At 27.3% G+C, this 23,979-nt stretch carries 22 protein-coding genes; 3 read left to right on the forward strand and 19 right to left on the reverse strand.

The window, feature by feature from the left end; translation table 11 throughout:
* Positions 1-117: 117 nt before the first annotated feature.
* From helD to BN1711_RS07550, 10 genes are all read right to left on the reverse strand, one after another.
* Positions 118-2,409 carry an RNA polymerase recycling motor HelD gene (gene helD / locus BN1711_RS07510; RefSeq protein WP_050607547.1) on the reverse strand — a complete coding sequence of 764 codons (2,292 nt, stop codon included), beginning with the start codon at positions 2,407-2,409 and terminating at the stop codon, positions 118-120.
* Positions 2,410-2,595: 186 nt separating this feature from the next.
* Complete coding sequence (locus tag BN1711_RS07515) at positions 2,596-3,084, reverse strand: hypothetical protein (protein ID WP_050607548.1); 489 nt, start codon at positions 3,082-3,084, stop codon at positions 2,596-2,598.
* A 359-nt stretch (positions 3,085-3,443) separates the two neighbouring features.
* The gene (locus BN1711_RS07520; protein WP_050607549.1) at positions 3,444-3,758 is read right to left on the reverse strand and encodes an RNA polymerase sigma factor; all 315 of its coding nucleotides are present in this window, start codon (positions 3,756-3,758) and stop codon (positions 3,444-3,446) included.
* A 156-nt stretch (positions 3,759-3,914) separates the two neighbouring features.
* Complete coding sequence (locus tag BN1711_RS07525) at positions 3,915-5,030, reverse strand: ABC transporter permease (protein ID WP_050607550.1); 1,116 nt, start codon at positions 5,028-5,030, stop codon at positions 3,915-3,917.
* Between the two features lie 4 nt (positions 5,031-5,034).
* A complete protein-coding gene (locus BN1711_RS07530; RefSeq protein WP_050607551.1) occupies positions 5,035-6,252 on the reverse strand; it encodes an ABC transporter permease subunit in 1,218 nt (405 codons plus the stop codon).
* A gap of 2 nt (positions 6,253-6,254) precedes the next feature.
* A complete protein-coding gene (locus BN1711_RS12735) occupies positions 6,255-6,509 on the reverse strand; it encodes a hypothetical protein (RefSeq protein ID WP_243128225.1) in 255 nt (84 codons plus the stop codon).
* Positions 6,510-6,592: 83 nt separating this feature from the next.
* Complete coding sequence (locus BN1711_RS12740; RefSeq protein WP_243128227.1) at positions 6,593-7,111, reverse strand: ATP-binding cassette domain-containing protein; 519 nt, start codon at positions 7,109-7,111, stop codon at positions 6,593-6,595.
* Positions 7,112-7,217: 106 nt separating this feature from the next.
* Positions 7,218-8,357 carry a sensor histidine kinase gene (locus BN1711_RS07540; protein ID WP_243128229.1) on the reverse strand — a complete coding sequence of 380 codons (1,140 nt, stop codon included), beginning with the start codon at positions 8,355-8,357 and terminating at the stop codon, positions 7,218-7,220.
* 8 nt (positions 8,358-8,365) lie between these two features.
* A complete protein-coding gene (locus BN1711_RS07545) occupies positions 8,366-9,055 on the reverse strand; it encodes a response regulator transcription factor (RefSeq protein ID WP_050607552.1) in 690 nt (229 codons plus the stop codon).
* Between the two features lie 177 nt (positions 9,056-9,232).
* Complete coding sequence (locus BN1711_RS07550) at positions 9,233-9,892, reverse strand: DUF1232 domain-containing protein (RefSeq protein WP_050607553.1); 660 nt, start codon at positions 9,890-9,892, stop codon at positions 9,233-9,235.
* A gap of 180 nt (positions 9,893-10,072) precedes the next feature.
* Here BN1711_RS07550 and ytaF point away from each other — a divergent pair, with 180 nt between their 5' ends.
* Complete coding sequence (gene ytaF, locus BN1711_RS07555; RefSeq protein WP_050607554.1) at positions 10,073-10,693, forward strand: sporulation membrane protein YtaF; 621 nt, start codon at positions 10,073-10,075, stop codon at positions 10,691-10,693.
* Positions 10,694-10,789: 96 nt separating this feature from the next.
* On the opposite strand, the gene fabV (BN1711_RS07560) is transcribed toward ytaF, so the two are convergent.
* Entirely contained in the window at positions 10,790-11,986 is a 1,197-nt protein-coding gene (gene fabV / locus BN1711_RS07560; RefSeq protein ID WP_050608464.1) for an enoyl-ACP reductase FabV, read from the reverse strand.
* A 273-nt stretch (positions 11,987-12,259) separates the two neighbouring features.
* On the opposite strand from fabV (BN1711_RS07560), the gene BN1711_RS07565 reads away from it, so the two are divergent.
* The gene (locus BN1711_RS07565; protein WP_050607555.1) at positions 12,260-13,162 is read left to right on the forward strand and encodes a LysR family transcriptional regulator; all 903 of its coding nucleotides are present in this window, start codon (positions 12,260-12,262) and stop codon (positions 13,160-13,162) included.
* 32 nt (positions 13,163-13,194) lie between these two features.
* Here BN1711_RS07565 and BN1711_RS07570 read toward each other — a convergent pair whose 3' ends face one another.
* The 6 genes from BN1711_RS07570 to BN1711_RS07595 all read right to left on the reverse strand — a co-directional run bounded on the left by BN1711_RS07570 (position 13,195) and on the right by BN1711_RS07595 (position 20,442).
* Positions 13,195-14,415 (reverse strand): MFS transporter, encoded by a 1,221-nt coding sequence (locus tag BN1711_RS07570; protein WP_050607556.1) that lies wholly within the window; start codon positions 14,413-14,415, stop codon positions 13,195-13,197.
* 95 nt (positions 14,416-14,510) lie between these two features.
* Positions 14,511-16,064 (reverse strand): acyl CoA:acetate/3-ketoacid CoA transferase, encoded by a 1,554-nt coding sequence (locus tag BN1711_RS07575; RefSeq protein WP_050607557.1) that lies wholly within the window; start codon positions 16,062-16,064, stop codon positions 14,511-14,513.
* Positions 16,065-16,078: 14 nt separating this feature from the next.
* Entirely contained in the window at positions 16,079-17,275 is a 1,197-nt protein-coding gene (fabV, locus tag BN1711_RS07580) for an enoyl-ACP reductase FabV (protein ID WP_050608465.1), read from the reverse strand.
* Positions 17,276-17,330: 55 nt separating this feature from the next.
* A complete protein-coding gene (locus tag BN1711_RS07585; protein ID WP_050607558.1) occupies positions 17,331-17,762 on the reverse strand; it encodes a MaoC family dehydratase in 432 nt (143 codons plus the stop codon).
* A 462-nt stretch (positions 17,763-18,224) separates the two neighbouring features.
* Positions 18,225-18,647, reverse strand: coding sequence for a YjdF family protein (locus BN1711_RS07590; protein ID WP_050607559.1), 423 nt, complete (start codon positions 18,645-18,647; stop codon positions 18,225-18,227).
* A 238-nt stretch (positions 18,648-18,885) separates the two neighbouring features.
* Positions 18,886-20,442 carry an ABC-F family ATP-binding cassette domain-containing protein gene (locus tag BN1711_RS07595; RefSeq protein ID WP_050607560.1) on the reverse strand — a complete coding sequence of 519 codons (1,557 nt, stop codon included), beginning with the start codon at positions 20,440-20,442 and terminating at the stop codon, positions 18,886-18,888.
* 213 nt (positions 20,443-20,655) lie between these two features.
* On the opposite strand from BN1711_RS07595, the gene BN1711_RS07600 reads away from it, so the two are divergent.
* Positions 20,656-21,753: an AI-2E family transporter gene (locus BN1711_RS07600; RefSeq protein ID WP_050607561.1), complete on the forward strand. Its 1,098-nt coding sequence runs from the start codon at positions 20,656-20,658 to the stop codon at positions 21,751-21,753.
* Positions 21,754-21,798: 45 nt separating this feature from the next.
* Here BN1711_RS07600 and BN1711_RS07605 read toward each other — a convergent pair whose 3' ends face one another.
* Positions 21,799-22,707, reverse strand: a complete 909-nt coding sequence (locus tag BN1711_RS07605; RefSeq protein ID WP_050607562.1) for a DUF4097 family beta strand repeat-containing protein — start codon at positions 22,705-22,707, stop codon at positions 21,799-21,801.
* Positions 22,708-22,792: 85 nt separating this feature from the next.
* Positions 22,793-23,920, reverse strand: coding sequence for a D-alanyl-D-alanine carboxypeptidase family protein (locus BN1711_RS07610; RefSeq protein WP_050607563.1), 1,128 nt, complete (start codon positions 23,918-23,920; stop codon positions 22,793-22,795).
* Positions 23,921-23,979: the final 59 nt, after the last annotated feature.

Below are 23,979 nucleotides of genomic sequence, written 5' to 3' on the forward strand. Positions count from 1 at the left end.
TTATAAACAAACGTAATAGCTTATACACATATTATTACACTTTTTTATTAATGAAATATTATAAAGATTTAATTAATAAAACTGTATGTTATAAACATACAGTCTTAAAATATGATTTTAATTATTAATAAGATTAGATATGTCTCCAGTATAGAATATATATTCCATATGTAGAGCCCTTGTAAGTACCACATATAAAAGTCTTTTATCTAACTCATTATTGCCATAATTTTCTTCGTTACAATTATAAACTATACTACAATCAAACTCTAGTCCTTTTGTCATATAAGATGGTATTACTATATATTCACTTTTAAAATTACTTCCAGAATCTTTTATAAGCTCCCAATGGTACTTACTTTTCTTTAAAATTTTATTTATCTCATTACACTCTTTAAGATTTTTACCAATAACAGCTATAGTAATTTTCCCCTTACCTTTTACTTCTTTTACTATATTATCTAAAGTATCTATAAACTCTTCCTTTTTACTATAGTTAATTATTTTAGGTTCCATACCGTGTCTTAATACAGGCTTTGCTGGTTTTAAACTATTTTCTTGTTTTTCTAAAACTTTATTTGCAAAATTTACAATTTCTACTGTAGAACGATAACTTTGGGTTAATGGAATATACTCTATATTTCCATCATAAACTTTATCCATTAGCTTATTCCAATCATCTATTCCTTTATAATAATATATACTTTGTCCTGTATCTCCAACTATAGTAAAAGAGTTTCCACTGCTTATGTATTTCAATATATATATTTGTAATAAACTATAATCTTGAGCTTCATCTATTACTACATGTTTAAATAGTTCATCATCTACTCCCTCTACCATAAATTTTAAATATAGCATAGCTGCTAAATCATCACTATCTATACGCTTACTCTTTATATTATTATTTAATTCTTCCCTCATATAATTTGCTAACGCCTCTGGAATTTTACCATCAGTTATTATATCAAATATGTCTTCATCATTATACATATCTAAATATAGCTTTTCTATATTATCATATTGCCAATCATTAAAATATTCCTTTACAACTTTTCTTAATTCTTTTCCTAAGGATTTCTTTTTTTCATCTCTTTCATCATAAATCTCAACTATTATTCTTCTCTTTTCTTCTTCGTCTCCTATAGACTCCTTTATATCTCTTATACGATTTTGGTAGTCTAAATCTATTTTTTCTGATATAATAGCCTTCTTTTCTCTTAGCTTTCCTTTAAAATATCTCTGTATTTCCTTTTTTCTCTTTCCTATAGGTAAATGCTTTAAATCCTTCATAAATAATCTACTAATTTCTCTAGATGTAAATAATATCTGTCCAAAAACTTCTATATCTCCATGATCTAGATCTTCCATTTCTAAAAGTCCTATATATCTATCAATAATGGTTTTATACTGTATACTACCTTTTATTTTGCTAGCATTAGTAATAAACTTTACTAATTTTTTATCTGTTTGTTCCATAACATCTGCCAACTTAGCATCTTTAGTATAAACCCTATATTTTAATTTTAAAAATTCTAAAGCCATATTTTCAAAAGTCTTTTGTTGAACTTTATTAGCTCCTAAACTTGGTAATACATCTGATATATAATCTAAAAATAGCTTATTAGGTGCTATTACAAGTACATCTTCTCCGGATAAAATATCCTTATATTTATATAAAAGATAAGCTAATCTATGAAGGGCCACTGTAGTTTTTCCTGAACCCGCAGAACCTTGAACTATTATAGACTTTCCTATATCTGCTCTTATTATTTCATTTTGCTCCTTTTGAATAGTAGCAACAATATCCTTAAGCTTTTTACTAGCACTAGATTCTAAATTTATCTTAAGAAAATCATCTATAAGCTCATTTTCTTCATTGCTTTCTGCAGATTTCAATATTATTTTATTAATTCCCTCATCAAATACATCTAGAATCTCACTATTTTTTATGATAAACTTTCTCTTTAGAGAAAGCTCTCCCTCTACAACACCTATAGGTGCTTTATAAAAACAAGTACCTTCTGTTCCGCTATAATATAGATCCGCAATAGGAGCTCTCCAATCTATAACCATCTCCTCACCTTTATCCATATTATCAAGGCCTATCTTTCCTATATAAAAGCTTTCTGTATCTCTTCTTTTTTCTCTGAAATCTATTCTTGCAAAATAAGGATTTTCCGTCGCCTCTTTATATTTTTCTAAAGTGTTCTCTTGGTTTTCTTGATTTTTTAAAAGTACATCTAATTCATAATTATATTTTCCACCAGAGGATTTTTTTAAATCACTTATTTTCTTTTCTAAATTTAAATTTTCTTCATGAATTTCATTAATTCTATTATCTATCCATTTTTTAGTTTCTTCCAATCTATTTTTTTCAAAAATAAATTCTTCACTAGATACAGCCATGTAAGTCCCTCCTTAGTATCTAAACATAACAGCTGATTTTAATACTTATTTTAAAGTATTTTGTTTCAAAAAATAATGTTATCCTAGAACTTATAAAATGTCAATAAATACCCACCAGCTTAGCTGGTGGTTTTATCTATGGACAACAAAAATGCATTGTTCTTCTTAACAATGCATTCTAAATTCTTAATTCCAAAAATCCTTATATACCATTTTTATATTTTCTTTAGATCTAACCTTTATATTAAAATGTCCTGATGCTTTCTTTCCTACAATTCTAATTAGATATTTTCCCTTATGCGGCGTTACAAACTCTAAGTTTTTATTCTCATTTTCCTCTTTTATTGCTACATCTTTATAATTAGAATCCAAAACAACTATATAAAATTTACCTTTATTAATTTTAGACTTATCCTCTATAGTAATTTTATTATCCTTAGGGGAATCAAATTCAAAAACTGACCATTTTCCATTGAATATTTTAAAATCAAACTTTATACTATCACCTGTAACCTTTTGATTATAATGACCTGTAAAAGATCTCTGTTCCTCATTACTACTAGTTAAATAAGTTTTAGATAAATTTTTAGACCTAAATATATTAAATAATGCTAATATGGTCGCTACAATAATTACTAGTACAATTATAACTTTTTTACTAAATAAATTCTTCATATTTTATTCTCCTTCCTAACGTGTACATTCTTTTAAGTCATATAAACATTAATTCCCGCCAATCTAGTGGAATATAATAAATTAAGCACAAACTAACACTATTCGCTTTTAATTATATTTGATTCTCACTTTTTAGTAAATGTAAAAAAATAACACATGGTAGTATAATTTTGCTAACCCAATGTACTATTATTAGTTCTATACCAATGAAAGAGGATATTTTTAACTTTTTCTCTTAAAAATAAACAAGTTAACTATAATCATAAAAAATATTATAAATAATAATTCATACTTACCTTTAAAAAACTTTCCTTTAGTTAAACTAAAAAGATATAACTCCTTTGTATATTTACCCTTAGTTATATATCCCATAAAATAATGTCTAAAAGCATTTCTTTTAACGGTACATCATAATTTTTTCTTATATAATCTATACTTTTATTTCTTAATATTGTAAATAAGTAGGTCTTAAAAGAATACTTTTCATTATATCTTTCTTTATATACATAAATATAAGCAAAACTTTCTTGGGCAATATCTTCTGCTATATAATAATCATGAACAAATCCTTGGCAAAAATTTATAGCATTTTCCCTATACTTAATGACAAGAAGTTCAAAACTTTGATTATGTCCATTTTTAAATTTCTCCATTAACAATAAGTCATGTTCCACCTTATTCCCCCTCCCCTTACCTGAATTTCTTTAAAATATAAATTTCTAATGTTACACTATTTATTCGAAGATATTTAGAAAAAGTTACACCATAAACAAAAAAATCTAAAAAAATAATAGCTATAGTCCCAAATGTATAGCTACCATTTTTTATTTTTAATTATATTTTTTTCCATAAATCATATAAGTAAGCAATGCACCAAACACACTAAATACAAAAACCATACTTGCCATAACTGCATAAGGTCTCCAAATACCCATATCAAAATTAAATCCTGTTACTTCATTTATTACCTGTGATGCTGCCATTGGAAACATATTTAAAATAATTTGTGAAAACTTCCACGGCATCTTAATAAATAAAGCTATAATATAAAAAACATTTATACCAATTCCTATTGCTATAGATAAATCTGTCTTTCCTACTTTATAAGATATTAAAGACATAATAGTTGTTATAGCTAGTATTCCTAAGAATTCACTTACAAACATCAAAAATATTCCATGCCATAATGTAAAATTAGTTAATGAAAATAAACTAAATACTTTCAAACTACTCTTTAAAGGCTTTAAACCTGTAACTGAACCTATAACTAAAATTGTACTAAGTGTTGCCACTAAAGTTATTAATAATCCATATATTATAACAGTTATAAGACGCATAATCATAGTTTTCTTACCTAATCTTGTAGCTTGAATAATTTCCATACTACCATCTTCTATACTATCAGAGTAAATGGATGCAGCAAAAAATGTTGTCATAAACATAATTATTATATAAATCAATTTAAGATTACCAATTGCTAAGTTCCAAAAATAAGATCCTTGATATTTAACAAAAGGTGTCTTTACTTTATCTAACTCTTTTATTGCCTTTGTTCTATTTTCTTTAGGAATTTTATTTATAAGTACTATAAATTTTTCTCTCCAACATTTATAAAAGTTTTTGGCATATTTATCTGGATAATCTTCAATTCTATTTTCATAATATAAAACTCCAACGTGGTCACACACTAATCCATCTATAAAGGTTATAAGTGGGGTGTATTTTACATCTTTTGATTTTTCATCCCTAACCTTTTTAAGACCTAAATATAATTTATCTTCTGTCATTTCCCCACAATAAGTAGCTTCTTCTTTTAAAACCTTAGGTAAATTTTTATTTTTTTCTATAATCATTGAATTTAAAGAAAAGGTCAGAATAAATATACCTACTATTGATAAAAGCATGTACTTTGTAAAAAGCCCTCTTTTTAGTTCCTCATATAACATTTATTTACCTCCTCATATAGTTTAATAGTGTAAATACCATACTGAACAAAAATATAATTACACTTGATACTATAAAAATTGAACTTACAGAAAATACCTTACCCATAAATGTTATAAACGGAAACTCAAATCCTATATCTGAAAATACTATTCCTCCTGGTATAAATATCTTAATTATATCCATAATAGGATTATCTATCTTCACAAATACAAATATCAAAAAAGCTCCTATTGTTGTAAGTACTGAAATCTCAATAGCCCTTGAAGATTTTTTTACTATAGATGAAATCCAAGTAGAAAAACTTGCTGTAGTTAGAGTTCCTATAGCTCCAAAAATGAATGTCTTTTTAAGAAGTTCTAAAACATTATATGGAAGAAAGCTTGTTATACCTAAAACTTGTATTGAGGTATTTAAAGCATTTTTAGGTAACAAACTTTTAAGTAATAAGATATAAATACCCACTCCACATAAATATATAACAACCGACATAATCAAAGGTATAACAATCTTTGCTACTATAAGATTTCTTCTGCCTTTAGGTGTACTTTTAATAATTTCATCCACTTCGCTTTCCTTATCTGAAGCTATAATAGATCCTGAAAAAACACCTATTATAATCATAAGTACAAATGAAAAAAATACTATATGGGCAATTCCATCATCCCATATCTCAAATCCACTATAATAGGTGTAGGGTTTTTCCACCTTATCCCACATAGCTAAAGCTATGGTTACTTCCTTCTCATTTTTTGCATTTTGATTAATATAATTTTTATAATATAAATCCTCATTTTCATAAAAGTGTCTTCCAAAATCTTTAGAGATATGACAAACGTCCTTGGTAGATTCCCCACGCATCTTCTTTAATCTGAAATTTTGCATAACTAATTTATCTGAATAGACAGCATATTGTAATAAGTCCTTAGTAATTTTTAAATCACTTTCATCATTACCCTTTAATGCATTAAGAAATATTTCACATCCTTTTTGGAATTTATCTTCTGTCATTTTTCCTGCAGTAACATTTCTATCCTTAGCTGCTAACTCTATTGCTCCTTTACCCCTATGGCCTTTATAACATCCTGTTTGCATGAAATCTTCAGTAGCTGATCCTACAATAAACCAAGTCCATAATATAGCTAACATAATTACAATTAATATATAATTTATGAATCTTTTAAAATTAAGCTGCCTTTTTATCTCTTGCAAAAACACATCCATTTTTATACCTCCTTAACCTTTGAAAGATAAAAATCATTAAGGGAAGGCTCAACTAACTTACTATTAGGTAATGGCTCATGAGTGATATAACGAATTAAAATCTTCCCAATATCCTGATTATGAAAATTTACAATTTTATATTTATTTTCTAACTTTGCCATATCACTTTCGGAAACCACTGTTTCAAATACCTTCCCTTGAAGGCTTTCAATTAAAGATTTACTTTCTCCTTTTGCAATTACACTGCCTCTTTCCATAATAATAAGATAATTAGCAATAAACTCAATGTCCGAAACAATATGTGTAGATAAAACTACAATTTTTTCTTTACTTATTTTAGTTAAATATTGACGAAACTTTCTTCTATATCTAAACCGGCAGTAGGCTCGTCTACAATTAATATGCTAGGGTTATTTAGCATAGCCTCACATATTCCAACTCTACGTTTCATTCCACCAGAAAGATTATGAATCTTTTTTTTTCTAACTTCTGATAAATTAAATTCAGTTAATAATTCACTTATTCGTTCATTTCTTATCTTTTTACTAATTCCTTTTAATGCCCCTATATAATGGAGAAAACCTTCAACTGATTGATTCTTATCATATCCAAATTGCTGAGGTAAATATCCTATTTTATCTAAATATACACCTCCCAGTTTATTAATATCTACACCATTCAATATTATTTCTCCAATACTTGGTTTTATATTTCTAACCATCATTCTCATTAATGTGGTTTTTCCCGCACCATTAGGTCCTAAAAGTCCCCAAATTCCTGGAGTAAATTCAATTTTTACATTATCTACAGCCTTTAAATCTTTAAATTCTTTAGAAACACTATTAACAAATAAATTCATATATTTTGCCTCCTTATAAAAATAAAAAACCTCTCTTTTATCTTCAGTATAACTAAGATAAAAGAAAGGTTTATTCATAAATTATTTAGTATTTATAAAGATTTTATTAAGATTTTGGAAGGGTAATAATAAATACAATATGACCCTTGTTACTTTCAGCCTCTAATGAACCTTCATGTTTTTCCACAATTTTACGTGCAATAGCTAAGCCAAGTCCTGCTCCAGCCTCCTCACTTCTTGACTTATCTCTTCTGTAAAATTTTTTAAATATAAGCTTTAATTCCTCATGACTTATTACGTCCCCATCATTTTCTATAAATAATTGAATAGTATTTTCATTTATTTTCCCGTTAATTTCTATAATAGAATCCTTATAACTATATACTATAGCATTTTTTAATAAATTATTTAGCACCCTAGCAAATAAAGATCCATCAACATAAATCTTCATATTGGGAGGCAAATTCATATGAAACTTTAAGTTTTTCTTAATAAGTAAAGGATATAGTTCCTCAATCAACTGTTCTAAAAAAAACTCTGCATCTAATAAACTTTTATTTAAAGGAATTTCCTGAAGTCCAAAACGAGTAATATCAAAAAATTGATTAGTTAAATCTTCTAATCTATAGGATTTTTCTAAAAGTTTTTTTATATAATCTTTACGAATGTTCTCTGGTATGTCAACTTCATCTAAAATTGTTAGATATCCAATAATACTTGTTAATGGAGTTTTTAAATCATGTGCTAAATAGGTTACCAGATCATTTTTCTTGTTCATTTCTATTAACATTTCCCTTTTAACAAGTTCATTATCATGTATAATCTTATTTACTCCAGAATCAATTAGCTTTAGTTCTTTAACTTCTTCAGGTACCTGTCCTTTACTTAATAAATCTATTCTTTTCTCTAACTGATTTATTATCTTTTGTTCACTCTTATTTTTTGAATATTTTAATGTAAAATAAACAACAATCTCTAAAAGAAGAAATCCACCAATGGCCATATCTATCAAAACGTCTTTAAATCTAGGCCAATAAAAAGTTCCTCTTGTACGGTCTGTTCCACAAAATGCTACCCTTTCTTTATCAAATAACATTGTTCTTTCAAAATATTCAGCTACAACTCCCTCTAATTTAAAATCAATAAATACCATTACTCCTATAAATATAATAAAAGCTAAAATATAATAATTTATTTTCCATTTTCTACGTTTCAATAATATAACCTGCCCTTCTTTAGAGTCCATATATTTTTCTATGATTCAATAATATAACCTACTCCCCAAACAGTTTTAACATATTCAGGATGCTCAAAAGATTCCCCCATTTTTTCTCTTAAATTCCGAATATGAACTGTTACTGTATTAGTAGATTTTGAATAATATTCTTCTTGTCTTAATAAATGAAATAACTTTTCTCCACTTACTACTTGTCCCTTATTTAGCAATAATATTTCAAGAATATTAAATTCTGTAGGTGTTAATTTAAGTTCTTTATCATTTAAATTAACTTGTCTACTTTTTCTATCTAAAATCAATCCCTTATAAAATATAATATTTTCTTCTTTTGTATCTTCTCCATATTCTTTATATCGTCTTAGCTGAGCTTTAACCCTTGCTAAGACTTCTAAAGGATTAAAAGGTTTTGTAATATAATCATCTGCTCCATATGTGAGTCCTATTATTTTGTCTTGATCTGCTGTCTTTGCAGTAATCATAATTATAGGATACTTATATTTAGTACGTATACTTTTACAAATGTTTAAACCATTTATATCCGGTAGCATTAAATCCAAAATAACTAAATCCGGTTCTTTATCCTGGAGAATTTCAAAAGCTTTTTTACCATTTTCTGATTCCCATATTTCAAAGGATTCTGATTTTAAATAAATTTTTAATATATCTCTAATATCCTTATCATCTTCTATAATTAAAATTTTGTCCATTGTTTCCTCCATATGATTGCATTAAAATCTAAAAATTCCTATTTTGTATTTAATTATATCAAATAAGTTTAATGAAGTCTGCCTTACTTGAAGCTAAATATACATTTGCAGTTAATAAAAATAAACTACAATACAAAAAGCATCTCTATGGATGCTTTTAAGTACTTCAATAAAATATTAATATCTAGATTTACTTAGATTGTCTAATTTATCTGAAACTAGTTTCATGGCTATAACATCATCTAAATATCCTAAGGGGAAAACATAATCGGGAATAGTATCTGTAGGAAGAATAAAGTATAATAGCCCACTGCCAATTACAGCTCTTTTTTTAGGAGAAATATCTTTGTTACAAAATTCTTTATACATTTCCTTCAATTTTTTTATATAAATGCCTATACCACTTATTTTAACTATTTTATCTTGAAACTTTTCTAATATAATTTGAGTTCCTTCCTCAGTTAAAGCATATTGTTCATATTCAATTAATTGCTTTTCAATACATTCTACAAAATATTTCTCATCAGAAAACTGAAAATACTTAAGAGCTTCCTCAATAGCACTAGATATAATTTGTGACTTTCCTTTATTACCTTGTAAACTTTCCATATTATATCCTGCTGCCTTTAAAAGTTCTGCCATAGGTATATGTAGATGTTTAGAAAATTTATACAAATGATTAAGATTTGCTTCTTGTTTTCCATTGGTTATTCGAGAAATAGTTGATGTATCAATTCCTGTAATCTGGCTAAATTTACGCATAGATAAACTTTGCTGTTTTAATGTGTCTTTAATAACCTCCCCTAATTTTGAAGAATCCCCTTTATTTTTATCCATTTTATATTCCCCCATCATATTCCATAAACACTTATTAAATTATATGTATATAATTTAGTATTATTATAAAATTTCTATTTATTTATAACTTTATTGATATTATTTCAACATTATCTTGATATATAAGAAACATTATTGAGTTTATAGAATAGTATGGTATTAAAACTTAGGAGGGATTTTATGATAAACTCATTATTATTAGCAATTTCTTGTTCCTTAGATGCTTTTGTAGCTAGCATTGCTTATGGAACAAATAAAGTTTATATACCTTTTGGATCCGTACAAATAATTAATTTAATTTGTTCTTCTTTTCTTGGAATATCACTTTTTTTAGGTTCATTCATCAGAAGATTTATTCCTGAAAAAATAAGCATTATTATAAGTTTCATAGCTCTTTTAATATTAGGTGGTAGGTACATTTTACAAAGTGTAGTTAAACGATATGCTAAATGTAATCCTAATTCAAAGAAGATCTTAAAGTTTAATTTATTTGACTTGAATTTTGTTTTAAATATATATACAGACAATGATAGTGAAAAATTAGAAAGTAGTACAACAATTAAATCTAAAGAAGCTTTTTATCTTGCAACGGCTCTTTCCTTGGACTCCTTAGCTGTGGGATTTGCCGGTGGTCTTGGAAATATAAACTGTTTTCAGGTAGTATTATTTTCTTTAGTTACTGATGCTATAGGAGTATGGCTAGGACTACTCATAGGTAGGAAATTAGTAGAAAAAACTAATCTAAACCTATCCTGGTTATCTGGATTAATATTAATAGGGTTGGCTTTTTCTAAATTATAATATATTATAATTTAAAAATTAAACCTATAACTACTAAAATAGCTAGCTATAGGTTTAGATACATAGATTTTATTATGTTATATATTTATTTTTGGTCTATGGTTTTAACTTAAGTAATTCATCATAATCCACTTCATCTATATCTTCTGCCCCTGGCACCATAAACCCACTTAGATTCATAAATTCTTTTTTAAATATATCAAAAGCGGCCATATCTGACTTAAAGTTTTCTTTGTTTAATTTAGAAAAAAGCTCTAAAACCTTTTTCTGAGTGTCTTCTTCAAGTTCTAAACTATCTGCTCTTAAACGTCCTTTTTCATCATAAACTGGAGAATCCCCATACATCATAGTTCTAAACATTCTATCTTTGTGCATAATTGGAGTTTCATGTGTTCCCATCTCTTTCATAACCTTATATAATGCTATGCAGTAAAGAGGCATTATTGGAATGACACAACTTGCCTTTGTAGTAACAGCCTTTGATACGCATATTAAGGCTTTCCCATTTATATCTTTTAATTTATTGTTTATAGAATCCTTATGAATCTCTGCATCAGCCTTTGCAAACCCAAGAGTTCCCTTATGATAAAAATCATATGTAACTTTAGGCCCTATATATGAATAAAGTACAGTTTTAAATCCTTCATTTAATACATTTGCATCTTTTAATGAGTTTATCCATAATTCCCAGTCTTCTCCTCCCATTACTTTAATGGTATGTTGAATTTCTTCTTCTGTAGCAGGTTTTACTGTTTGCTCAAATAAAGTTTCCGTTTCAAGATCAACATTAAATCCTTTTATTTCTTTATCTATAGTCTTAATTACAGAAGTATAAATTTGTCCAGTATTAGGATCTATCCTCTTTGGTGAAGCAAGACTATATACAACTAAATCTATTTTTCCTCCAAATTGATTTTTTATATAACTAATTACCTTTTCTTTCATTTCATTACTAAAGGCATCTCCTATGAAATTTTTAGCAATTAGATTTTCCTTTTGAGCAAATTCTTTAAAGTATATATTATTATACCATCCGGCACTACCAAGCATTTCTTCATTCTTTGGTCCACGTTCAAAAGATACACCTATAGTATCAGCTCCAGCACCAAAGGCAAGAGAAATCCTACTTGCTAATCCATAGCTTGAAGATGCTCCCAGTATAAGAACCTTTTTAGGTCCATTGTATTTACCCTGTTTTTTTATATAATTAATTTGATTAAGAACTTCTTGGCGACATCCAAGGGGATTAACTGCTCTTGAAATATTTCCCTGTAATTTCGGTTTTACCTTAATTAATTTACTCATTTAAAAACTCCTTTACTTTAATAGTTTCCTATTGTTAATTTACCAAAATTGTTTATAAAATACAACATTTTAATATTATAAAAGAAACTAACTAATTTAAACTATCCCACTTATATATATTAAAATAAATTAATTGAAATTTTTACTTTTCTTAAATTATTATTTTTGTTACAATAGTTAATAATTTATAAAATAGCGTTAAAAACTATTATCTTTACTTACACTTATACATAATACACTATTACCCAAAGGAGGTCTTTTGTGGATATTAGGCAACTTGAATACTTTATTACTATTGCGGAAAATGGATTTAATCTTACTAAAGCCGCTAAAGCTTTAAATATTTCTCAACCTGCATTAAGCAAGCTAATAAAGAATTTTGAGAGAGTAGAAGGAATAAAATTATTTACATATAATAAGGGAAAACTCACAGGTCTTACAACTGCTGGGGAGAAATTTATACATAAAGGTATCTCCATAAAAAAAATGTATAATGAAATGTACCAAGAATTAAGAGAAGCAAACCGCTGTCTTAGAGGAACTGTAACTATTGGTATTCCTCCTGTTATTTTGACAGTTTTATTTGGAGAACTTATTCCAGATTTTATTATTAATAATCCTGATATAAAACTTAATATAGTTGAACTAGGAGCCTATGAATTAAAGAAAAAGTTATTACTAAATGAAATTGATGGAGCTATACTTATTGATCCTGTAAATCTTCAAAATATGAAAACTACGTTAATTATGAGTGATTCTGTATCTATATTCATGAATGAAAATCATAGTTTGGCAAAAAAGAAAGGAGCTCTATCTTTAAAAGAAATACATAGGGAAAAACTTATGATTTTAAACGATTCTTTTATGTTAACTCATCAAATAAGAAGACGATTTGATATGGAAAACTTACATCCTAATATATTTTTCCAATCTGGTTCTTGGGATTTGCTTATAAACATGTGTAATAAAACTAATGGAATTTCAATTTTACCTACACCTATAGGTGATTTCTATTCTGAATCTATAGTATTAAAACCTTTTAAACCAAACTTTGATTGGAAGGTTGTTTTTTGTAGAAATATAAACACTGTAAAAGATAAGCACCTTTTAGAATACGTTGAAGAATACTTTATTAACTTTTTTAATAATAAAGAACAAAAATAAGGTGTTGAAATTTAAATTTCAACACCTTATTTTTATTTATTATATTTTTTACTTGTTTCTGGAAGGGTTAATACCATTACAAGATATAAACAAGAAGATACAATATAGAATACTGATGCAGCATTCCAACCATATTTTCCAAGAATCAAACTCCAAATTACTGTAAGTACTGTATAGAAACTATATGCTATTGCCCATAAAAGTCCAAAAATAATTGTAAGCTTTTGTGGTGACATATCCTTCATTTCATGAGCAAGATTCATGTATATAGGATACTGTATAAACATAAAGAAACCTGATATTGCTGCAAAGACATATGCTATACTTGCACTTATATTTGAAAAATATAAGACTATAGCAAAAGATACAATCATTATAATTCCTGATATAAACATTGTCTTTTTACGAGAAATATCTGTAAGTCCTAGTTTTGTACCTAAAACAGTACCTAATATTGCAAATCCTGTTACAAGAAGGTTAATCATACTTCCATTAATTTTAGGAGCATATTGTGGAAATGCCGCTGGGAAACTTGTAATTGAAAGTATATATAAGAAAACAAATCCCGCAAATCCTAATGAATATTTCCATACAAATGAATCCTTTAATCCATCTAAATAAGTATATTCAACTATTGAATTACCTGTAACATTTGTTTTTGTATCAAAATCTTCTGATCCTGCAATCCATATAATGAATAAAACTACAGTGATTATTGAAACAGCTGTCATTGTAACTCTCCAATCAGCACGCATAACTTTATTCATACTTAAAAATAATATAGCAGTTAAAAATGCACCAAAATTATAAGATACAGTATTTAATGCATTAGCTATCATTTTCTTTTCAGGTGATACATAATTTGCAACAACCGGATTCATATAAACAACTATCATGGATCCACCTAGAGCCATTATCATACGTGCTACAGTATACGCCCAATAATTTGGCATCCAAACTGCAACTACAGATAACATTAGAAGCCCTAGAGCAATTCTAATTGCACGCTTTGGTCCTGTTTTCATTAATATAAGCGCTGCAATGAAATTTGCAAAAACTCTTGCTGCAGTTATTGTATAGTTAATAACTTGAAGAATGACTGGTGGTACTGGACCATTGAAGAAAGTTTTAACTACCTCTCCGCCTAATGTAGAACCTGTTACCCAATTAATTGCAAAGGCAACATAGGCAAACCATAAAACTATCAGCATTAACATGCCTTTAGAACTATTTTTTTTATTTAACTTTTCCATTTTATCTTAATCCTATCTCCTTTTCAGATGTATCTATTTTTTATTAATATAGGGTAGAGTCTGAAAGCATTTATTCAGACTCTATAATTAATTTATTAATTTAATCCCATTTTCTCTTCTTTGAAAATTCTTGCATCCATTTCACAAAGATCTTCTGATATATGAGGTTTGAAACTCATGTGAGCTAATATATCTTTTTCAATATCCATACCCTTAGCATATTCTATTAAAGTAACGCCTTCAGCTGTAAGTTTAAATACTGCTCTTTCTGTTACATAGTAAACTGTTTGCTCATTAGAAATTGCTGTTTTTCCACTGAATGTAATTTGTTCTACTGCTTCAACGAATTTTTTGCTTTTTCCTTCTTGAACAATATTTAATTTACCATCTTCAACACTTATTTTTAATCCGCCTGCAGTAAATGTTCCACAGAAAATTACTCTATTAGTGTTTTGAGTTATATTTATAAATCCACCAGCACCTGCTATTTTAGGTCCAAACTTAGATACATTTATGTTTCCTTGCTTATCACATTCTGCTAAACCTAGGAAAGCTATATCAATACCGCCACCATCATAAAAATCAAACATATAGCATTGGTCTATTACAGATTCAGGTGCTACAGAACATCCAAAATCTAAACCACCTTGTGGAACTCCCCCAAAGCTTCCTGGTTCAACTGTTGGAGTAAACTTTTCATTTATTCCTTCTTCTTTTAAAACTAAAGAAATTGTCTCTGGCATTCCTATTCCATAATTAACTATTCTATCTGTATCATTTAAAAATAATGCACATCTTCTTGCAATTATCTTTCTTTGATTTAAAGGTATATTTTCACTTTCAGACTCTTTAATCACATTAGTCTTTACAAATTCAGAATTAAATTGAGTTGCAAAAGTTTGCATGTGTTTTGATTCATCAGAAACTTCTACTACATAGTCTACTAAAAGACCTGGTATTTTTATTGATTTTGGATCTAGAGATCCTTTGCTTACCTTATTTTTAACTTGAACTATTACTTTACCGCCAGCATTATGCGTAGCTATAGCAATTGAAGTTGACTCAAGTGTTAAAGGTTCATCTTCTAAGGAAATATTTCCATTTTCGTCTGAATAAGTTCCTCTAAGAATAGCAAAATCAGGTTTTACTAACTTATAAACCAGGTAATCTTTTCCATCAAAATTCTTTTTTTCTACTAAATCTTCAGTAGTTATTTTATTTAATTTTCCACCTTGAAAATCAGGATCTACAAATGTTCCAAGCCCTACTCTAGAAATATGAAACGGCTTGTGAGATGCTATGTCTCTAAACATTTGTGATAAAACTCCTTGAGGAAAATTATATGCTTCAATTTCATTTGCAGCAACTTGTGGTTGAAGCATTGGAGCTAATCCCCAGTGACCACCTATAACTCTTTTTAATAATCCTTTTTGAGCATAGTGGTTAAGTCCTCTATCTTTACCATCACCTATACCAGCAGCATAGATAAGAGTTAAATTTCTTGGATGACCTGTTTCTTTAAAGTATTGTCCAATAGATTCGTGTATTTCTTCCGCTACACCAGTTCCTATAAATCCACCAACTGCAATAGTAGATCCATCCTTGATAATTTCAGCAGCTTCTTTACTTGTAATAAATTTCACTGTCATAACTATCTTCCTTTCTATGGTTTTAACTTAATTAATTCGTCATAATCCACTTCGTCTAAATCTTCTGCGCCTGGTACCATAAACCCACTTAAGTTCATAAATTCTTTTTTGAATGTATCAAAAGCGGCAATTTCTGACTTAAAGTTCTCTTCATTTAATTTTGGAAGTATTTCTAAAACTTTCTTTTGAGTATCTTCATTAAGTTCTAAGCTATCTGGTCTTAAACGTCCTTTTTCATCATATACTGGAGAATCTCCGTACATCATAGTTTTGAACATTCTATATTTGTGCATAATTGGAGTTTCATGAGTTCCTTTTTCTTGCATAACTTTATATAATGCTATGCAGTAAAGAGGTAATATTGGAATAACGCAGCTTGCTTTTGTAGTAACAGCTTTTGATACACATATTAAAGCTTCTCCGTTTATATCTTTTAATTTCTTATTCATAGCATCTTTGTGTGCTTCTGCATCAGCTTTAGCCACCCCTAAAGTTCCTTTATGATAGAAATCATATGTAACTTCAGGTCCTATATAAGAGTATAGAACTGTTTTGAATCCTTCATTTAATACTCCAGCACCTAATAATGCATTTATCCATAATTCCCAGTCTTCTCCGCCCATTACTTTTATAGTTCCTTCGATTTCTTCCTTTGTAGCAGGCTCTACTGTTTGTTCAAATAAAGATTCAGTTTCAAGATTAATGTTTAATCCCTTTACTTCCTTATCCATAGTTTTTATTGCTGAAGAATAAACTTCTCCTGTATTTGGATCTATTCTCTTTGGAGATGCTAGACTATATACAACTAAATCTATTTTCCCGCCAAATTCTTCTTTTATATAATTTATTACATTTTCCTTCATTTCGTTGCTAAAAGCATCTCCTATGAAGTTCTTTGCAATAAGGTTTTCTTTTTCCGCAAATTCTTTAAAATATATGTTATTGTACCAACCAGCTGTACCTAACATTTCTTCATTCTTTGGTCCACGTTCAAAAGATACACCTATAGTATCAGCTCCTGAACCAAATGCAAGAGATATTCTACTTGCTAAACCGTAGCTTGAAGATGCTCCTAATACAAGAACTTTTTTAGGTCCCTTAAATTTACCTTGTTCTTTTACATAGCTTATTTCATTTAAAACTTCTTGACGGCATCCAAGTGGATTAACCCCTCTTGATATATTACCTTGTAGTCTTGGCTTAACTTTAATCATATTACTCATTTGAAAACTCCTTTACTTTAAAATTATATATTTACAAATGCTCCTATCTTGGTGGAATTACCTTTGCAGTACCTTCAATTACAGTTTGACCATCTTGATTTACAACAACAGTATCCATTATAGCTATTTTAAATTTCTTCTTATCTAAAATTTCTCTTACAATAATCTTTGCACTTATTACATCATCAAATTTAATAGGATTAACAAATTTAAGTTCTTGACCTAAATAAATTGTTCCAGGTCCTGGAAGTTCCATTCCAAGAACTGCGGATATAAGTCCGCTTCCTAACATACCATGAGCAATTCTTGTTTTAAACATTGTACCCTTAGCATATTCTTCATCAACGTGAGCTGGATTCTTATCTCCTGTAACTTCAGCAAATAAAGTAACATCTTCTTCAGTAACACGCTTAGATTTTTCGGCTTTCATTCCTACTTTTATCTCGTCTTGAGTTATTGATTTGTACTTTTCCATATTGTTCACCTGCTTTTCTAAAATTTGAAACTTCCTTGCTAGTTTGTAAAAGCAAAGATAATATTAATATTTTTTACATTTTGCCCTAAATAAATTAAAAATCCTTGTTAATATTTTGTTGCTCTTTTTGGTTCTTTATTATTTAAGCTTATTGTAATTTAAAAAACTTCGTTTGAAAAATATCAATTTTTCATTAAAACTATAACTTGAAGTTATAGTTATTTAATTTTAAGCCTTATAAAGTCATTTTTTGTGTAAAAAAATTTATTTTTACTATGTTTATAATGTTAAATTTTAATCAAAAATATATTTAAAAGTAATTTTAAGTTGTTTATATTTAAATACAAAGACATACAGATTAAATAATCTAAATCTAATTTTTTATATAAAAAAAGTACTACGTCTGCCAAGACGTAAGTACTTTTTGCATAATATGGTTTATTCAATTAAAAAATTATTATTCTAATGCCCCTTATGTTTTTCTTTCTTTTTAATCTGCTTTAGTTGGAACTTTCTCTCTTCCATTTTATTTTTTCGCTCTTTATTAATTCTTTTATGGATTAACTTACTTTCTTCATACTGTTTTTTTAGGGCTATTTGAGCTTTAGTGCCTATACCTTCATTTTTGGTTTCTTTTCTAACTTTTCTTTGCATCCTTTTTGGATTTTCTCGTTTTATAAATAATTTCTTATCTAGATTGGATATTATACTACTAAACTTTAAATTTTTGAATTTTTTTAATATAAATTGATGAATCTCTTCATCTTTAGGCTCCGCTCCAAAGGTCACTTTACATACTCTGTAACCCTTATTCTCATATACTTCAAATACACCTATCCAAAAAGGTTCATTAAAAAGAACTGTTAATTTAATTGATGTTATCATAAACATCTCCTCCTGTTAAATTTAAATTTCTAGAGAATGGACAACCCCAGGAGGGCAGGTTACTGCTATATTAAATTCATATAGGTTCTGACTACCAACAGAAACTGTGTTTTTATCTCTACTTATTAATTTACCAAAATTGTTCACAAAATACAATAAACTATATATTTTTTAATTTTATACTTAACATAATAAAAGAGCTAATTTATTTAAAACTAACTCCTCTTATTATGAAACATTATACTATTTTAGTTGTCCAATCCTCACAATTCCATATTTCATTTACCACACCTTCATAAAATTCCCTTTCGTGGCAAACTAAAAGTATAGAACCTTTATATTCATTTAATGCCCTTTTTAATTCATCTTTAGCATCTATATCTAAGTGATTTGTAGGCTCATCTAATATTAATATATTAGTCTCTGAATTTAATATTTTACACAATCTAACCTTTGCTGCTTCTCCACCGGATAAAACTACTATTTTAGATTCTATTTGTTTTGTAGTTAATCCACATTTTGCAAGGGCTGCTCTAACTTCATATTGAGTATATACGGGGAATTCTTTCCAAAATTCTTCTATACAGCTATTATAATTTCCTTCTCTTTCTTCTTGTTGAAAATATCCTATATGTTGATAATCTCCTAAAGTGACTTCTCCAGAGAAAGGTTTTATAATTCCTAATAAGCTTTTTAATAAAGTAGTTTTTCCAAGGCCATTAGCTCCTACTAAAGCTATCTTCTGTCCTCTCTCCATTTTTATATTTAATGGTTTAGTTAAAGGTTCATCATAACCTATTACTAAATCCTTTGTTTCAAATATAAGTTTTCCTGATACTCTGGCTGGTTTAAAATAAAACTCTGGCTTAGGTTTTTCTTTTGTAAGCTCTATTTTATCTATCTTATCTAACTTCTTTTGTCTTGCCCTTGCCATACCAACTGTAGCTACTCTAGCTTTATTTCTAGCTATAAAGTCCTCTAGCTTAGATATTTCTGCTTGTTGTCTTTCATAAGCTAACTCTAGTTTTTTCTTGTTTTCCTCATATAACCTTTCAAACTCATGATAGTTGCCTACATATCTAGTAAGCTTTTTATCCTCTACATGATAAATTAAATTAATTACTTCATTTAAGAAAGGTATATCATGGGATATTAATATAAATGCATTTTCATAGTTTTTAAGATATTCTTTAAGCCATAATATATGTTCTTCGTCTAAATAGTTGGTAGGCTCATCTAAAAGTAATATATCTGGGTTTTGTAATAAAAGTTTTGCCAAAAGTATTTTTGTTCTTTGTCCACCAGACAGATCACATACATCCCTATCAAGTCCAATATCTGAAATTCCAATTCCCTTTGCCACTTCTTCTATTTTTACATCTATAATATAAAAATCATTATGTTCTAACATATCCTGAATAACAGAGGTTCTTTCAAGCATTTTATCCATTTCTTCTTGAGATACATCTCCCATTTTCATATAAAGATCATTCATTTCCTTTTCAAGAGAAAATAGATAATCAAATGCTTCTCTTAAAACTTCTCTTATAGTTTTTCCTTTAGTAAGTACTGCATGTTGATCCATGTAACCTACTCTAGCATCTTTTGCCCATTGAATTTTACCTTCATCTGGCATAAGCTTTCCTGTTATTATATTCATAAATGTAGATTTACCTTCTCCATTAGCTCCAATAAGACCTACATGTTCTCCCTTTAATAATCTAAATGAAACATCTTCAAATATAGCTCTGTCTCCAAAACCATGATTTATATCTTTAACTGTTAGTATACTCATCTTATCTATTTCCTCCTTTAAAAGTGTCACTTTAAACTTTAAATTATGAATAAATTTATGTCAATAAAAATCATAAAAAATGAGCTTTTTTGTAGAGGATTTTTAGATATAGCATTATTTGTTATGTTAATTAAAATACAAGTTGTAAAATTACATATATTGTAGTAAAATTTATTCAATGTGTAACTTAAAATTATTTTGGAGGTTTAAAACGTGTCTAAAAAAAGAAAAATACCTTATATAGAGTTTTTACCCATACTTATTATATTATTTATACTCTTTAAGCTTATAAATAATATAGAAAATGTTTATTCTTTTATTAAATCTATTTTAACTATAATAGTACCTTTCATATGGGCATTAGGTATAGCTTATATATTAAATCCTTTAATGAAATACCTAGAAAAAAAGTTTAAATTTAAAAGATGGTTAAGTATATTAATTACATATGTCATAGTAATTGGACTGATTACTTTATTTATAAACACATTTTTACCTAAAATAGTTAAGAATATGGGTGATTTATTCGTTCATGCTCCTGATTATATAGATGAAACTGTAAAATGGTTTGATAGTAATGTACGTCATTCGCAAATATATAGTGCATTAATGAATAATTCTAACGATACAGTATCTAACTTATTAAATAAAATACCAGCTCTTACTAATAGTTTTATAAATACTTTTTTAAATAAAACTATAAAATTTACATCTTCTTTAATTAAGTTTGTATTTGGACTTATAATATCCATATACTTCTTATTGGATAAGGAAAGTCTCATTAAAAATCTTAAAAAGCTTTTATTAGCTATAAGTGGATATAAACATTATTCTTCAATAATAAGCTTTTTACAAGAAGTAGACATAGTGTTTTCTAAATATATTATTGGTAAATCTATTGATTCTTTAATTATAGGTTTAATGTGTTTCGTAGGGTTAACTTTCTTAAAAGCCCCTTATCCTGCTTTAATAGCATTTATAGTAGGCTTAACTAACATGATACCTTACTTCGGTCCTCTTATAGGTATGATACCAGCCTTTATTATAACTTTATTTTTTAGTTATATAAAAGCTTTTTGGGTATTAATATTTATAATACTTCTTCAACAATTTGATGGTTGGTATTTAGGACCTAAAATTCTAGGTAACAGAATAGGTTTAAGTCCTATATGGATCATCTTTGCTATAACTATAGGTGGGGGAGCTTTTGGAGTTTTAGGTATGTTTTTATCTGTACCTATAGCGGCTATAATTAAAACTTATATTGAAAAATTTATAAATAGCAAATTAAATAATAAAACTATAGAATAATAAAAAGTAACTTTCAGTGATCTTAATATTACTGAAAGTTACTTTTTATTTTGCAATTTCAATATTACCATTTTTCGTGGTTATATTAATTTTATTTTTATCTTTTTTAACTAAACCTCTTATCCTATTGTTATTAAATTTATCTTCTATGTTAATAGGATAAGAACAACTTATATCTCCGTTTTTACTTTCTGCATTTAGATAGAACTCTGAATTCTCTTTTAATTTTAATCTAACCTTTCCGGATTCAGTTTTAATATCTATGTTATTTTTAAAGTTTTCATAAGAAATATTAAAATTTCCAGATAAACTGTCACCTTTAAAATCTCCATTAAAATTACTTATATCCATATCTCCAGTAGAAGTATTTACATTAGTAGTTTTAGTAGATAAATTTCTACTTTTTAAATCTGCAGAAGATAATGTTAAAATTAAATTATCTATAGTAGAATCATTTAATTTTATATGACCTGAACTTGAATCTATAGTTAGTTTTTTTAAATTTAACCCATTTTTCATACTTATTTGACCTGAAACATTCTTAATATATATGTCTTGCTTAAATTTTTCTGGTAGATATATATCTAACTTTAAGTTAGAAAAAAATATATTTAGAGAGTCTTTATTATTTTCTTTAAAGTTTATATAAATTTCGTTTCCCTTAACTATACTATTTAAAGTTAAATTACTATTTGCAATTAACTTCCCATAATAATTTAATTGTATATCTTCTCTAGGTTCTACAATTAAATTTATATCTGCTATAGTATTTTCTATATTTATTTCTTTTATATTTTTTATATTATAATTTTCCTTATCTTTTATACTATAATATTTTTTAGGTATATTAGATGAAACTGGTTTCTTTTTATTAAACTTTAAAGCTAAAAATAGCGTTAAAGATACTAAAACTACTATACTTAAAGTTGTCATTATCTTAGTACTTTTTTTCATAATCTGCACCTTTCTTATACACAACTTATTATTATATTATAGTATATGAATTCTTTTACGTTGAGTAAAAGAACTCATTAAACAATTAATTTGTTTTAGTTGAAACTTTCTTTTTAAAAAACCAATTTTTTATATTATTTTTGCTTAACGAATTACCAGCAGAAAGCTCTGTTTTATATATTAATTTATCATCACTTAATACACATAATGTACCAAATTTATCACCTTTTTTTATTTTCCATTTTAGTTGTTTTGGCTTTACAACTTTAATAGAATAATCTTTTCCGTTTTTAAAAGGTATTATTATATCTTTATTTGCTACTAATTTTACAGTACCCTCATCAAATACAACTTCATCTACTACATCACCTTTAGAATACATCTTATTAAAATCATAATTTTTCTTTACATATTTAAATATCTTATCTGTTTCTTTCCACCTAGGAGTACAATTTAATACTACTATTATAACTTCACTATTATCTATTTTAGCAGAAGTAACTAAGCATTTACCTGCTTTTCCTGTATATCCTGTTTTAACTCCATTAGCTTCTGGAATCCTCCATAATATTTTATTTATATTATTATAACTTCTTGTAAAATTATTTTCTTCCTTTTTTATTTCTTTGGCACCTACTATATCATTAAATAATTTATTTTTTTTAGCTTCTGCTGTAGCTAATGCTAAATCATATGCTGTAGAGTAATGTTGATCTTTATCAAGGCCATGTGGAGTTTGAAAATGACTATTTAAAAGTCCTATTTCTGTTGCGTATTCATTCATAAGTTTCGCAAATTCTTCTACACTACCTGCTACTCCTTCTGCTATTGCAATAGCTGCATCATTACCTGATCTTAACATTAATCCACATAAAAGTTCCTTTAAACTTACCTTTTCCCCTTTTTTATAACCTACAGTAGATCCTCTTATTTTAGAGGCTTTTTCTGATATTTCTATTTTTCTATTTAAATCTCCGTATTTTATGGCTACTAGACTAGTTATAATTTTTGTAGTGCTTGCTATAGGAACTAAATCTTGAGCATTTTTTTCATAAAGAACTACCCCTGTATCCTTGTCTACAGCAATTGCACATCTTGCATTTATATATGGAACCTTTTCTTTTTCTTCTGCTTTAACATTTATAGGTACTAGATTAATCAAGAATATAGAAAATAATATTAATATAAAACTTTTATTTATTATTTTTTTCATTTATATCACTCCTATGTAGTTACTATTTTTTATTTTTCTCAAATAATTTATTATTAATA

Source organism: Clostridium niameyense (genome assembly GCF_001243045.1).
GTDB lineage: Bacteria > Bacillota > Clostridia > Clostridiales > Clostridiaceae > Clostridium_F > Clostridium_F niameyense.